The sequence below is a fragment of the Allofournierella massiliensis genome, from assembly GCF_964241245.1.
GTDB lineage: Bacteria > Bacillota > Clostridia > Oscillospirales > Ruminococcaceae > Allofournierella > Allofournierella massiliensis.
In genome coordinates this window covers 1-13,679 of the sequence record NZ_CAXSWZ010000018.1, presented here as the reverse complement: position 1 = coordinate 13,679, position 13,679 = coordinate 1, and the positions used below count along the sequence as shown (strand labels likewise).

General features: G+C 61.7%; 12 protein-coding genes. 9 read left to right on the top strand and 3 right to left on the bottom strand.

The genetic code is table 11. The annotated features are described in order from the left end of the window. Positions 1-69: 69 nt before the first annotated feature. Complete coding sequence (locus ACESYO_RS10405) at positions 70-885, top strand: putative ABC transporter permease (protein WP_373209966.1); 816 nt, start codon at positions 70-72, stop codon at positions 883-885. 64 nt (positions 886-949) lie between these two features. On the opposite strand, the gene ACESYO_RS10400 is transcribed toward ACESYO_RS10405, so the two are convergent. Continuing rightward, positions 950-2,176, bottom strand: a complete 1,227-nt coding sequence (locus ACESYO_RS10400) for a glycosyltransferase family 2 protein (RefSeq protein ID WP_058962799.1) — start codon at positions 2,174-2,176, stop codon at positions 950-952. A gap of 244 nt (positions 2,177-2,420) precedes the next feature. Between ACESYO_RS10400 and ACESYO_RS10395 the strand changes: the two genes are divergently transcribed. Beyond that, positions 2,421-3,251, top strand: a complete 831-nt coding sequence (locus tag ACESYO_RS10395) for a glycosyltransferase family 8 protein (protein ID WP_058962800.1) — start codon at positions 2,421-2,423, stop codon at positions 3,249-3,251. 83 nt (positions 3,252-3,334) lie between these two features. Here ACESYO_RS10395 and ACESYO_RS10390 read toward each other — a convergent pair whose 3' ends face one another. Together ACESYO_RS10390 and ACESYO_RS10385 are read right to left on the bottom strand one after the other, a co-directional pair. Next, a complete protein-coding gene (locus tag ACESYO_RS10390; protein WP_276870061.1) occupies positions 3,335-4,762 on the bottom strand; it encodes a lipopolysaccharide biosynthesis protein in 1,428 nt (475 codons plus the stop codon). A 143-nt stretch (positions 4,763-4,905) separates the two neighbouring features. After that, positions 4,906-5,454 (bottom strand): M48 family metallopeptidase, encoded by a 549-nt coding sequence (locus tag ACESYO_RS10385; RefSeq protein WP_058962801.1) that lies wholly within the window; start codon positions 5,452-5,454, stop codon positions 4,906-4,908. 273 nt (positions 5,455-5,727) lie between these two features. Between ACESYO_RS10385 and ACESYO_RS10380 the strand changes: the two genes are divergently transcribed. From ACESYO_RS10380 to ACESYO_RS10350, 7 genes are all read left to right on the top strand, one after another. Continuing rightward, a complete protein-coding gene (locus ACESYO_RS10380) occupies positions 5,728-8,013 on the top strand; it encodes an anaerobic ribonucleoside triphosphate reductase (protein WP_058962802.1) in 2,286 nt (761 codons plus the stop codon). Positions 8,014-8,275: 262 nt separating this feature from the next. Beyond that, on the top strand, positions 8,276-8,422 hold the full coding sequence (gene nrdD / locus ACESYO_RS10375; RefSeq protein ID WP_143402985.1) for an anaerobic ribonucleoside-triphosphate reductase: 147 nt from the start codon (positions 8,276-8,278) through the stop codon (positions 8,420-8,422). Positions 8,423-8,427: 5 nt separating this feature from the next. Continuing rightward, the gene (gene nrdG / locus ACESYO_RS10370; RefSeq protein WP_276870071.1) at positions 8,428-8,949 is read left to right on the top strand and encodes an anaerobic ribonucleoside-triphosphate reductase activating protein; all 522 of its coding nucleotides are present in this window, start codon (positions 8,428-8,430) and stop codon (positions 8,947-8,949) included. A gap of 284 nt (positions 8,950-9,233) precedes the next feature. After that, positions 9,234-9,887: a response regulator transcription factor gene (locus ACESYO_RS10365; protein ID WP_058962803.1), complete on the top strand. Its 654-nt coding sequence runs from the start codon at positions 9,234-9,236 to the stop codon at positions 9,885-9,887. A gap of 13 nt (positions 9,888-9,900) precedes the next feature. Continuing rightward, positions 9,901-11,367, top strand: coding sequence for a sensor histidine kinase (locus ACESYO_RS10360; protein WP_276870076.1), 1,467 nt, complete (start codon positions 9,901-9,903; stop codon positions 11,365-11,367). Further along, a complete protein-coding gene (locus tag ACESYO_RS10355) occupies positions 11,364-12,425 on the top strand; it encodes a hypothetical protein (protein ID WP_276870078.1) in 1,062 nt (353 codons plus the stop codon). Before ACESYO_RS10360 ends, ACESYO_RS10355 begins: the two co-directional genes overlap by 4 nt. A gap of 25 nt (positions 12,426-12,450) precedes the next feature. After that, complete coding sequence (locus tag ACESYO_RS10350) at positions 12,451-13,572, top strand: hypothetical protein (RefSeq protein ID WP_276870080.1); 1,122 nt, start codon at positions 12,451-12,453, stop codon at positions 13,570-13,572. Positions 13,573-13,679: the final 107 nt, after the last annotated feature.

The window sequence follows — 13,679 nt, the reverse complement described above, 5'->3', positions numbered from 1 at the left end:
ACAACGCCATAGAATTCCATAAAACCAAACGCATCCCCTTGGCGCTGTTTTACGAGAGGTGGTATCTGAATGGAACATTCCCTGTACGCGATTTTGTGGTACTTTCTGATCTACGCCTTTTTGGGCTGGTGCCTTGAGGTGGTGTTCTGCACCCTGCGCACCGGCAAATGGGTGAACCGGGGCTTTCTGAACGGGCCGGTCTGCCCCATCTACGGCTTCGGCATGGTGATCGTGCTCATGGCGCTGGAGCCGCTGGCGGATCGGCCGCTGGCACTGTTTGTGGGCAGCGCCCTGCTGACCAGCGCGCTGGAGCTGGTCACCGGCTGGGCGCTGAAAACGCTGTTTCACACCACATGGTGGGATTATTCCAAACAGAAATTCAATCTGGGCGGTTACATCTGCCTGAAATTCAGCCTGGTCTGGGGCCTGGTGGGCATGTTTGCGGTGAAGGTGCTGCATCCGCCGGTGAACCGCTTTGTGGAATGGATGCCCCGGCCGGTGGGCCTGGCGCTGCTGGTGCTGTGGATGGCGGTCTTTGTGGCCGACGTGGCGGTGACCCTGCGCACCCTGATTGGTCTGGAGCGTGACCTGGGCGAGCTGGAAAAGGTGGTGGCCGCCCTGCGCAGGGGCAGCGACACCATCAGCCGCAATCTGGGCGACGCGGCCCTTGCGGCGGACGAACGGCTGGAGGAGAGCCGTCAGGCCCTGCCCCAGAAGCTGGCCGAGCTGGAGGCCCGGCGGGACTTTTTGCAGGCCCGCATTCTGGACACCCGGCTGTTCGGCGCGGCCCGTCTGATGAATGCCTTCCCCGCCATGAAGGATCTGCGCCACAGCGAGCTGCTGGCCGAGCTGAAGGAAACCCTGCACGAGCGGCTGCACCGCTGATTTTTCCACAAACAAAGCCCCGTCCTGTTGAAAAACAGGGCGGGGCTTTTCTGATTGGGCAGGCTCAGCCCGCGTCCAGCTGGTTCAGGCTCACGGCGCGGGTGTGGGCCACCGGGGTCCACTCCACCCTGCGCACGCAGGCCACCAGCGCAATGGGCAGATAGGTGGCCATGTACAGCGGGAAGGTGAAGATGCCCGCCAGCTTCCACACCGCGGGGGCCTGAATCCGCTTCCACTCGGTGCAGGTGGTCAGCGCCGCCATCACCAGCATGGAAAGGTAGCCGCAGGCAAGAATCCGGCCCAGAGCGGCCAGCACCAGTACCGGCCCGCCGGCCAGCGCCGCGCCCACGGCGGCAAAGCCCAGCGCCAGCAGGTTGAACAGCACCGGTGCAATGCGGCTGATCAGCAGATCCGCGCAGGACCAGCTGCCCCGCAGCGCCGCCCGGCCCAGCCCTGCGCCCCGGCTGGCCATCACCTGCAAAAAGCCCTTGCACCAGCGCAGCCGCTGGCGCACGCTCTGGGAAAGGGTGGCGGGCTGCTCGTCAAAATATTCCGCCTGGGGGCAATAGGCGATGCGCCGCCCGGCGATCATCTGCACGGTGGAAAATTCCAGATCCTCACACAGGCAGTGCCAGGGCCAGCCGCCCGCGGTGCGCAGAATCTCCTCGCTCACCAGAAAGCCGGTGCCGGTCACGTTGCCGCTGAAGCCCAGCAGGGTGCGGGGGCAGTTGAGAAAGCGCACCTCCCGGATGAAGCACAGCCCCTGCCCGGCAGCCACCCAGCCCCGGTAATTCTTGGTGTTCCGGTAACCCGCCACTACCGGGCATTCCGGGCCGAACACCCCGTCCAGCCGGCGCACAAAATCCGGCCGGGCCAGATTGTCCGCGTCAAAAAGCAGATAGCCGTCGTAGTGTTTGCCCTCGGCCCAGATCCGGTGCAACAGAAAATTCAGCGCGTATCCCTTGCCCACATGGACTAGGTCGTGCCGCTCGAACACGGTGGCTCCGCCCTTTCGGGCAAGGCGGGCGGTGTCGTCGGTGCAGTTGTCCGCCGCCACATACAAATCCAGCACGCCGGGGTAATCCTGGGCGCGCAGGCTTTCCAGCAGCTTTGGCAGCACCGCGGCCTCGTTGCGGGCGCAGATGAGCACCGCGTACCGGTTGGTGCCCGCCCCCGGCTTCCAGCGGGGCGTTTTCACAAGGCTCAAAAAGGTGTAGGCCAGCTGGTAGGCGCAGCAAAGGCCCATCAGCAGCAGCCAGAACCGGCTGATGGAAAGGAGTATATATGCCATGGTAATCGACCTCCCTGTTCGGCATGCGGGGTTTCGCGGGCGGCGGATTTCCGCCCGCCTGTGCCCATACAACGAAGGTTGGCGCCCCGGTTCTTCACCGCCGGGCGTAAATTCCGCTTTCTTTGCAGAAACTTCATATATTCCGCCCCGGAACGTGGTACCATAACAGAAAGGGAATCTGTTTTCGATTCTGTTTTCAATCCCCCGCCGGCATCTTTTCCGGCGATACAACGAGGTGTTTCATTTGTCCTCTGATCTTTCCATTCTGGTGACCCTGAACGAGCATTACCTGCCCCAGCTGGAGGTGATGCTCACCTCCCTGCACGCATCCAACCCGGGCGAAAACGTCTCGGTCTGGCTGATCCACCGCTCCCTCACCCCGGAGCAGCTGGCCCGGCTGGAGCGGCGCTGCGGCCTGTTGGGCTTTTCGCTTCATCCGGTGACCGCCGACGCCCGCCTGTTTGCGGACGCCCCCCTCACCCGCCAGTATCCCCAGGAGATGTATTACCGGCTGCTGGCGGCCCAGCTGCTGCCGGAGGAGATGCACCGGGTGATCTATCTGGACCCGGACATTCTGGTCATCAACCCGCTGCGCCCGCTGTGGGAGCTGGATCTTGCGGGCAACCTGTTCGCGGCGGCGGCCCACACCGGCAAGACCGAACTGGCCAACAGCGTGAATCAGGTGCGGCTGGGCACCGACCACGACTACTTCAATTCCGGCGTGCTGCTCATGGATCTGGACGCCGGCCGCCGCTGGATCAACCCGGAGGCCCTGTTCGACTTCACCCGCCGCCACGCCCGGGAGCTGCTGTTCCCAGATCAGGATCTGCTGAACATGCTGTACGGCAGTCTGGTGCTGCCGCTGGACGACGCGGTGTGGAACTACGACGCCCGCAATTTCAACAACTACTATCTGCGCAGCGGCGGCGACTGCGATATGGACTGGGTATTCGCCCACACCTCCGTTTTGCACTTCTGCGGCAAGGCCAAGCCCTGGAAGCCGGGCTACCGGCGGCGCTTTGGCCCTTTGTACCGGCACTACATGCGCCTGACCCAGCTGGCCATGCCGGACTGAACCGACCATAAAAAGACCGCCCCCGGGCCTGTGTGAAAAACACATGGGCCGGGGGCGGTTTTTGTTTGTCGTTCTGTGGCTGCTTATGCCTGCTTGCGGGGGGCGCGGCGGCGCAGCAGCTGGCGCAGCATGCCCAGAATGCCCTGCAGATTGAACAGGCAGATCACCGCGGTGAGCAGGGTGCACCAGACCGGCCAGCCCGGAATCTGGCGCAGCATGAGCACCGTTTCCACCCCGATCAGCACGCAGTTGATGGTCAGGCGCAGGGGCGCGAAGCTCATGTGCATCAGGCCGCGGGTGTTGATGGCACGCAGCACAAACACGATGACATAGCTGATCAGGCTGGCCAGCGTTGCGCCGTTGGGGCCCATCAGGGGAATCAGCGCCCAGTTCAGTGCGCAGTTGGCGATGGCGCCCGCCAGCATGGTGTACAGCGAAAGGGTGCTGCGCTTTTCCACCATGTAAACGCTGTTCAAAAACTGGTTGAAGCAGTTGAACAGGGTGGCCAGCGTGAGCATGGGCACAAACTGCCATGCGTCGTAGAAGTTGGCCTTGAACATGAACATCAGCGGGCGGCACAGAAGGATGATGCCGCTGCAGCAGCAGAACAGCAGCGCCTGATAGATGCCGAACACCCGGCTGAAAAAGGCGGCGCGGCCCTTTTCCTCGGTCACGGCGGAAAGCTGCCAGGCCTCATAGAAGATGGTGCCCAGCACCGTGAGGATGGTGGGCAGGAAATAGCCCACGCCCAGCAGGCCGGTCCAGTATTCGCCGCTCTGGCCCTGGTAGCCCTCGCACATGGCCTGCACGAAGAACAGGTCGCTGGCGTTGATCACCCAGAAGCTGATCTGAGCCGGCACCATGGGCAGCGCGTAGCGCATCATGCGGCCCCACAGCTCCCTGTTGAAGCTCTTCACATGCAGATACCGGCGCAGCCCCGCCACCAGAAATACGAACAGAGCGCTCAGCGCGTCGCTGCAGATGATGGCCAGAATGTAGCCGGAGGCGCCCATGCCCATGCCGGACAAAAACAGGATCATGAAGCCCAGGTTGGTGGCGCTGCACAAAACGCCGTCCACCGCCACCAGCCGGTTCAGCTGGCGGCTGCGCACAAACTGGGTGCACAGGGTACGCAGGCAGCTCACCAGCACATGCACATACAAAAGCAGCGCATAGTCGCTGAACAGCGGGATCAGCCGCAGCACCGGATAGCAGATGAGCATCAGCGCAAAGCCCAGGCCGATGGTCACAAGGCCGTTTGTAAACACCTGGCTTTTGCTGTTGGTCTTTTCCAGACCGAAACGGATGATGGCGAAGCTCACGCCCATGCTCACCAGCGGGATCAGCAGCGAACCGATCTGCTGCACCAGCTTGGTGATGCCCACCTCGTCCACCTCGCCCATGGCAAAGGTGATGTAGGGTTGTAAGATAATGCTGAGCAGCTTGGAGGAAAAGTTGCTGACGGCAAACAGCATGGTGTTGCTCATCAGCTTTTTGTATTTGTTTTCCACGCCCGGCGGCCCTCCTTGTTTTCTTTTATTCTATTATATATACAATTATATGGTCCGCAGATTTTCTTCGGACGAACCTATATTATAGCGCCTGTGGGCAAAAAAGTCCACGGAATCCGCTTTTGGAGTGCCGCGCCCCTGCCCTATCCCTGGCGCAAAAGCGCCCGGCGGGCTTTCCAGTCCGGCAGAAAGCGCTCCACCAGCGCCCAGAATTCCTTCTGATGATTGGGGTGCACAAAGTGGCAGTATTCATGCACGATCACATATTCCACCGCCGCGGCGGGCTGCAGCGCCAGCCGGGAGGCCAGCGTGATGCGTTTTTTCGCCACGTCGCACACGCCCCAGCGGCTGGTCATGTCCCGCACGCGCAGCTCGGGCGGCTGGCCGCCCAGCACCCCGGCAAAGGCCGGATACACCCGCCGGCTGACCGGCTCGAACAGCGCAAGGCACTCCTCCTTCGAGGGGGGCGGGCAGTCCGCCTGCTTTCGGGCGGCCCGGGCCACCTGCTGCTTTGCGGCGATCACCCAGCCCATCCGCTGGGCCACAAAGGCATCCGCCTGGTCGGCGCTCACCCGCAGCGGCACGCTCACCGCCACCGTGCCGTCCCGCCGCACCCGCAGGTTCAGATTCTTCACCTTTTTTCGAACAAGTTCATATTCCAGCCCCGCCACCCGGCGAATTTGGCCTGCCATCTTGGTTTTCCACCCCCTGGCAAAGTTTTCCGACCATTTTATTGTATCACAACATTCTGCGGTTTGGCTCGTCAAGCCATCATATCTCACAAATTTTCCCCGAAAAGCTTGGGCGTTCTTGGGCCTTATCGGCATCGGGAATCTATTGACTTCTACTATATCTAGTGCAATAATAGTAATCGCGGCCGAATCACCCCAAAATACAGATGGTAGTTCTTTACGCTCTGTATTTTTTTGCCGCACCAAAGTAACAGTTGCATGAGGAGAATCGCCATGATCAAAAGTGTAATTAAGCGCGACGGCCGTGTGGTGCTCTACGATCAGAGCAAGATCACCGCCGCCATTATGAAGGCGCTGGAAGCCGCCCAGGAAGGGGATGCCGCCGAAGCCGACCGCATTGCCGCCCGTGCTGCCCGCCAGCTGGAGATGGATTGCGGCGAGGAGTCTCCCCAGATTGAGCAGATTCAGGACGCGGTGGAAACCGCGCTGATGGAGACCGGCCACGACGCGGCCGCCAAGCAGTACATTCTGTACCGGGCAAACCGCACCCGCATCCGCGAGGCGAACACCAGCCTGATGAAAACCATCGACGAGATCACCAATGTGGACGCCCGCGCCAGCGACATGAAGCGCGACAACGCCAACATCGACGGCAACACCGCCATGGGCAGCATGCTGCAGATCGGCACCGCCGGCGCCAAGGCCTATAACGCGGCGTATCTGCTGCGCCCGGAGCAGGCCAAGGCCTACCGGGAGGGCGACATCCACATCCATGACTTTGATTTTTATTCTCTGACCACCACCTGCTGCCAGATCGATATTCTGCGCCTGTTCCACGGCGGGTTCTCCACCGGCCACGGTTTTTTGCGCGAGCCCAACAGCATCGGCAGCTATGCGGCACTGGCGGCCATTGCCATCCAGTCCAACCAGAACGACCAGCACGGCGGCCAGAGCATTCCGAACTTTGATTACGGCATGGCCGAGGGCGTGGGCAAGACCTTTGCCCGGGCCTACCGCAAAAAGCTGGCCGAAAGCCTGGAGGACGTGCTGGAGACCGAGAACGAGGCCGACTTTGTGAACCAGATGGTGGACAAAGCCGTTACCAAGCTGGACCAGCAGCCCCGCCTGGAGACCAATGCGGAGGAATTCGACCGCATTGTGGCCGACGCGCTGATTGCCAGCGGCCGTGTGGATGAGCACACCGCCCGCCGTCTGGTGGCCACCGCCCGCCGCCGCGCCTGGAAGCAGACCGACCGGGATACCTACCAGGCCATGGAGGGCTTTGTGCATAACCTGAACACCATGCACAGCCGCGCCGGCGCGCAGACCCCCTTCAGCAGCATCAACTACGGCACCGACACCACCCCCGAGGGCCGGATGGTGATCCGCAACATTCTGATGGCGGAGGACGCGGGCTTGGGCCACGGCGAGACCCCCATCTTCCCCATTCACATCTTCAAGGTCAAAGAGGGCGTGAACTACAACGAGGGCGACCCCAACTACGACCTGTTCAAGCTGAGCATGAAGGTGAGCGCCAAGCGGCTGTTCCCCAACTATGTGTTCCTGGACGCACCCTTCAACCTGCAGTACTATGTGCCCGGCCGGCCCGAGACCGAGGTGGCCACCATGGGCTGCCGCACCCGCGTGATGGGCAACGTCTACGACCCGGAGCGCCAGATCAGCTACAGCCGCGGCAACCTGAGCTTCACCTCCATCAACCTGCCCCGTCTGGCAATTCTGGCCGACCACGACGAGAAGAAGTTCTACGAGAGCCTGGACGCCATGATGGAGCTGGTGGCAAACCAGCTGCTGGACCGGTTCGAGATTCAGGCTGCCAAGCGCGTTTACAACTTCCCCTTCCTGATGGGTCAGGGCGTATGGCTGGATTCCGACCAGCTGGGCCCCGCCGACGAGGTGCGTGAGGTGCTCAAGCACGGCACCCTGTCCATCGGCTTTATCGGTCTGGCCGAGACCCTGACCGCCCTGTACGGTCACCATCACGGCGAGAGCGACGAGATGCAGAAGAAGGGTCTGGAGATCGTGGGCCACATGCGGGATTACTGCGACCGCAAGAGCCAGGAGATGAAGATGAACTTCACCCTGCTGGCCACCCCCGCCGAGGGTCTGTCCGGCCGGTTCACCCGCATGGATCAGAAGCGGTTCGGCATCATTCCCGGCGTGACCGATCGGGAATACTACACCAACAGCTTCCATGTGCCCGTGTGGTATCCCATCTCCGCCTACGACAAGATCCAGAAGGAGGGCCCCTACCACGCCCTGACCAACGCGGGCCACATCAGCTATGTGGAGCTGGACGGCGACACCGCCAACAATCTGGAGGCCTTCGAGAGCGTTGTGCGCTGCATGCACGACAGCGGCGTTGGCTACGGCAGCATCAACCATCCCGTGGACCGCGACCCCGTTTGCGGCTACGTCGGCGTAATCGGTGACGTTTGCCCCCGCTGCGGCCGCCGCAGCGGCGAGGCCCTGAGCCCCGAAAAGCTGGATGAGCTGCGCAAAAAGTATCCCGGCGTTCCCACCTTCTGCGGCCTTTCTTAACGGATTTTTTAACGAACCCGACCGTTGACCGGGTCCGATGCGCCAGCCTTCCGCACCCGGCTTTCCTCAGCAAAAACATCAAGCTGCCTTATTGGCCCTCTGCGTTTTGCTGATTAAGCCCGCACAATTGTTTTGTTGCTTCGGCAACGCTGTGCCGCCGGTGTTCTTTCTATAATGGTCTTATCACCCATTTGCTTTTGAATTTTTTACGCCGCCTGCCTTTTTCGGGGCGGGCGGCGCCTGATAAAAGGAGGAGTTTTCTATGTCCGCTATGCAGAAACAATCCGTCGTTGGTAAGGACGTTCCCTTCGAGCGCATCCGCCGCATCACCGGCTATCTGGTCGGCACCATGGACAAATGGAACGACGCCAAGAAGGCCGAAGAGCGCGACCGCGTGAAGCACCTGTGAGCGCCATGCTGCAGGTAGCAGGCTTCGCCGGCGACAGCATTGTGGACGGCCCCGGTCTCCGGTTTACCGTGTTTTTCCAGGGCTGCCCACACCACTGCCCCGGCTGCCACAACCCCGAAACCTGGCCCTTTGAGGGCGGCACCCCCTTTCCCCCCGAACAGCTGATCCAGATGGCAAAGAAGAATCCTCTCTGCCGCGGCATCACCCTGTCCGGCGGCGAACCCTTCGCTCAGGCCGGGCCGGAAATGCTGGAATTCGTCCGGCTGGCCCGCGCCGCCGGCTACGAGGTGGCAAGCTACACCGGCTACACCTTCGAGGAGCTGTACCAGCACGGCACCCCTGCCCAGAAGGAGCTTCTGACCCTTCTGGACACCCTCATCGACGGCCCCTTCGTGCAGGCCGAGATGAGCCTGGAGCTGCGCTTTCGGGGCAGCCGCAACCAGCGCATTCTGGATCTTCCCAAAAGCCTTGCCCAGGGCGAGGCCGTGTGGGAGACCCGCGAACGCTGGGTGGGCGAGCACGAATAATCGCACATGTTTTAAGCAAGGCCCCCGCACCCCGGACATTTCCGGCGGCGCGGGGGCCTTGTTTGCAGTTTTGATACAACTTCTTGCCGACAGTGTTACCCTTTGTATGCAATAATAGAGACGAAGGCAAAATCCCCTGTCGGCCGGTGCGGCAGAAAAAAACAACGCCGGCCCTGTTCAACAGGATTTTACCAGTTGGCCCATTTTGCGGCCGGATTATGATACAATAAGTGTAACGCGATCGGTTTTCCGGCCCCGGCCGGAACCAAAGGAGGAAAACAACCATGGCACATATCCTGATTGTGGAGGACGAAGAACACATCGCCCAGATGATCGAGGCCACCCTGTCTCTGGGCGGCTACAGCTGCGAAATCTGTTCCGACGGCGCGCAGGCCGTGGAGCGCATCTTTGCAGGCGGCTTTGATCTGGTGCTGCTGGATGTGATGCTTCCCGGGCTGGACGGCTTCTCCGTGATGGAGCGGGTGGCCAGCCAGGGCACCCCGGTGATCTTTCTGTCCGCCATGCAGCAGGTGGCCGACAAGGTGCGCGGGCTGCATCTGGGCGCCGAGGACTACATCGCCAAGCCCTTCGAGGCGCTGGAGCTGCTGGCCCGTGTGGAGGTGGCCCTGCGCCGCCGGGGCAAGGGCCGGGAGGTGCTGGAATACCGGGGCATCTGCCAGGATCTTTCCAGCCACACGGTGACCCTGAACGGCAAACCGGTGGCCTTGAGCCCCAAGGAATTCGAGCTGCTGCGGGTCTTTTTGCAGAATCAGGATCTGGCTCTCTCCCGGGACAAGCTGCTCTCGCTGGTGTGGGGCTACGATTTCGCCGGCGAAACCCGTACCGTGGACATTCATGTGCAGCGGCTGCGCCAGAAGCTGGGCCTTTCCGGCAAGCTGGTCACCCTGCCCCGCATCGGCTACCGGCTGGAACACTGAAAGGAGCCCGCCTGTGAAACTGTGGCAGAAGATCTTTTTGTCCTCTCTGGCGCTGCTGGTGCTGGCCACCGGCGGGCTGAGCCTTCTGTTTCTGAACAACACCCAGACCCAGCTGTGGCAGCGGGAAAAGCAGCGGGCCGCCCTGCAGCAGCAGTCTTTGATGAACGCCATCAAAACCAACGTGGTAAACCAGCGGCTGCAGTCCGGCCAGATCAGCCTGAGCGAGACCGAAACCCGGCAGGCGCTGCAGGCGGCCCTGTCCAGCCAGGAGACGGACAGCTATATGCTGGCCTTCCAGATGTTCGATGCGGGCGGTGCCAGCCTTCTGGACGACCCCACCGGCCTGTGCGCCGCCGCCGACCTGATCGGCAGTGACCGGCAGGACACCTCCCTCACCTATACCCGCATCTTCAATCAGGGCGACCGGATGCTGCTGGCGCTGAATGCCCCGCTGCCGCTGGAGCAGGTGGATTTCCGCATCGTGTCCGTGTTCGACGTGACCGATCTGGGCGCTCAGCTGCAGCGTCAGGCGCTCACCGCCCTGTCCTTCGGCATGGTGGTGAGCCTTGCCGCCGCGGTGGTGCTGCTGGTGCTGGTGAAGGTGCAGCTGCGCCGGCTGGAACAGCTGTCCCGGGCGTCCCGCCGCATCGCCAAGGGCAACTATGCCGAGCGGGTGCAGATCTCCGGCGCCGATGAACTGGCCGATCTGGGCGAGGACATGAACCGGATGGCCCAGGCGGTGCAGCAGCATGTGGGCCAGCTGGAGCAGGTGGCGCAGGATCAGAAAACCTTCATCGCCAACATGGCTCACGAGATGAAAACACCCCTCACCAGCATTCTGGGCTTTGCAGATCTGCTCTATCTGCAGAAGGATGTGCCGGAAAAAAAGCGCCGGGAATACGCGGGCATCATTCTGGACGAAACCAAGCGGATGCGCAGTTTGTCCGGCAAGCTGATGGAGCTGCTGAACGTGGGCAGCCAGAACCTGATCTTTGCGCCGGAGGAGCTTTCCGGCGTGATCGACGAGGTGGCCACCGCCATGCAGCCGGTGCTGAACAGCAGCCGGCTTGCCCTGCAGTACGGCTGCGAGCCGGGGCTGTGGGTGGAGATGGACCGGGAGCTGTTCAAATCGCTGCTGTACAACTTCATCGACAACGGCCGAAAGGCCAGCCCGGAGGGCAGCCTGATCCAGCTGCTGGCCCACCGCAAGGGCCAGAACATCGAGATTCTGATCCGGGATCACGGCCAGGGCATTCCCAAAAAGGAGCTGGAAAAGATTCGCCAGCCCTTTTATATGGTGGACAAATCCCGCAGCCGCAAGGCGGGCGGCGCGGGCCTTGGCCTTGCGCTGTGTGAGGAGATCTGCCGCATCCACAAGGGCAGCTTCGTCATCGACAGCCGCCTGGGCGAGGGCACCCTCATCACCCTCACCTTTCCGCCCGCCTCTTCCGGCGGCGTGGAGAAAGGAGGCAACGCATGAAAATCCGGCGCAGCCAACAGCACAGTCAAACGAAACCGGGCCCGGGCTCTGCCCCGGCGGGCAAACAGCCCCGCATCCCCGCAAGCTATTCCATTCGAAATGAGCCGGCAGCCGGCCGCAGTCTCCCGCTGCGGTTTACCGCGCTCGCAATGGTGCTGCTGGCCGGCAGCGCCCTGTGCCTGTTTTTTCTGGCCCAGTGCCTGATCCGGCCCAGCGCCCAGATCGACAGCCTTGCGGCCCTGCCCGCCTACAACATGGTGGGCGAGCAGAACGATCAGGCCAGCTTCTGGTCCATGGCCAAGTATCACGACCTGCCCCCCACCTCCTCCAGTAACCATCAGTTTTTTGCACTGGATGCGCTGAACCGGCTGAACAGCCGGGATCATCTGACGCAGCTGATGCAGCCGGACGGAATGTGCAGCCTGATTGCCGCAGAGGGCGCTTTGGTTTCCTCCTGGACGTACGACGATCTTCTTCAGGAAGTGCGCTGCTGGTTCGTCGACGACATCCCCTGCACCTATTCCGACAGCACCGGCCGGGAGATTCCGGGTTCGGTGGATTTGAGCATGGGCTGGTCCACCGGGTTTTCCTGCCTGCCCGTGTGCTACACCGTGCTGTTCCATCCCCAGCAGAACGCCGGAGAGGAAGCCTTTGAAAAGGCATACGCCTCGCTGGTGGACGATCTGCAGCAGCTGTGCGGTGCCCGCATCGACCGGTTTGTCTCCATCGAGACCATGCTCCTCACCCTGGGAACCGCTCCCTTTGAAAACGCCGGCATGACCTTCGAGAGCGCCTGTGCCCTGAGTGATCTGGGCATCTATATGGGGCATACGCTGGAGCAGCTGTATACCTCCGCCACCTTCCCCTACGATCTGGACGATCCGGAGCGCGCCACCGATCTGCTGCAGGAGCATTTTTCCAGTCAGGGCCTGTCGTTACAGATTCTGCGGCTGGAGGAATTTTATCTGGTACTCATTGGCGACAGCAGCTCCACTCTGGGCCTTTATTACAGCCCCGTGCTGGAAACCTGGTGCGGGTTCGGCCTGCAGCAGCTGTGAGCCCGGGCGGGAAAGGAAACATATCATGCACACAAACAAAGCAAAATCCCCGGTGCGCCCCGGCCGCACACCCCGGTCAGAGCCATCCTGGCCGTTCACCCGCACGCTGCGGGCAAACCTGGCCTTCGTGCTGCTCACGGTGTTGATTCTCGCCGCGGGCGGAACCTGCGCCGTGCGGGCCTCCTCCCTGCTGACCGCCCCCTCCGGCCAGGTGGACTCCTTTGCCGCGCTGCCGGTATACAACGTGATCGGCCAGCGCACCGAGCGGGTGGAGTTCTGGCCCCGGGCCCGCTACCACGACCGGGCCCAGGCAATGGGCTATCCGCTGCCCTACACCCCCCGTCAGGCATTTGAGGAGAACAATGCCAGCCTGATTTTGCAGGATCTGCTCAATTACAGCAACTTTGATCAGCAGCTGACGCTCTCCCTTTCCAGCCAGCTGCAGGACACCTTTGCCTGCTATTCCTACGCGAGCGATAATGTGGTCTGCCGTTTTTACGACAATATCCCCATTCAGATTGCTGACTCGCAGGCGCCGGATACCCCGATCTATCAGGGCGTGATCAATTCCAGCTCCGGCCGAATGATCAGCACCGGCCGCTACTGTTACAGCGCGCTGATCACCCCCTCGGCCGCCATGGACGCACCCACCGAGGAGCAGTACCGGCAGGCATACGGAACGCTGCTGGAGCAGCTGCTACAGCTGGCGGGTGGGGGGCATCAGGAAGCCCCCTATTACTGCGACGGTCCGCTGGTATGGGTGCTCAGCACCCTGCAGGCGGACTTTCCCTCCACTGTAATCACAGGTCTTGGCACTGGTGAGGAAGAATACGCAGAGGGCGAGTTTTCCTACACCTACTCCACCCTTGAATGGTTCTGCTCCACTCTGCTGGACAATTTCCAGAAAAATGAGCAGCTGCTGGAGCTTCCTCCCTGGGAACAGATTAACTGGCCCGAGCCGAACCCGAACGACCCGGAGGCCGTGGAACGCTTTTTGCAGGAATACTATTCGACCATGTATAACATCGACCTGCAGATTCTGCGTCAGGACGGCTGTTATCTGGTTCTGTTCCAGATATCCGAACATACGCTGGGTCTGTATTTTGACCCGCTGCTGCAGGCCTACACCGGCTTCGGCCTCCAGTAAAAAACACATCAGCCCCCCTGCAAAGCAGGGGGGCCTCAGCCTGTAGAAAAACCTGCTTTGGCAATCAGGCCAGAGCAGGTTTTCTGTTTGAAAACAAGAAGACAGGT

Excerpts from the sequence above, each read along its gene's own strand:
- ACESYO_RS10400 (WP_058962799.1), bottom strand. The coding sequence starts at position 2,176 with ATGGCATATATACTCCTTTCCATCAGCCGGTTCTGGCTGCTGCTGATG.
- ACESYO_RS10355 (WP_276870078.1), top strand. The coding sequence starts at position 11,364 with ATGAAAATCCGGCGCAGCCAACAGCACAGTCAAACGAAACCGGGCCCG.
- nrdG (WP_276870071.1), top strand. The coding sequence starts at position 8,428 with ATGCTGCAGGTAGCAGGCTTCGCCGGCGACAGCATTGTGGACGGCCCC.
- ACESYO_RS10405 (WP_373209966.1), top strand. The coding sequence starts at position 70 with ATGGAACATTCCCTGTACGCGATTTTGTGGTACTTTCTGATCTACGCC.
- ACESYO_RS10365 (WP_058962803.1), top strand. The coding sequence starts at position 9,234 with ATGGCACATATCCTGATTGTGGAGGACGAAGAACACATCGCCCAGATG.
- nrdD (WP_143402985.1), top strand. The coding sequence starts at position 8,276 with ATGTCCGCTATGCAGAAACAATCCGTCGTTGGTAAGGACGTTCCCTTC.
- ACESYO_RS10385 (WP_058962801.1), bottom strand. The coding sequence starts at position 5,454 with ATGGCAGGCCAAATTCGCCGGGTGGCGGGGCTGGAATATGAACTTGTT.
- ACESYO_RS10380 (WP_058962802.1), top strand. The coding sequence starts at position 5,728 with ATGATCAAAAGTGTAATTAAGCGCGACGGCCGTGTGGTGCTCTACGAT.
- ACESYO_RS10350 (WP_276870080.1), top strand. The coding sequence starts at position 12,451 with ATGCACACAAACAAAGCAAAATCCCCGGTGCGCCCCGGCCGCACACCC.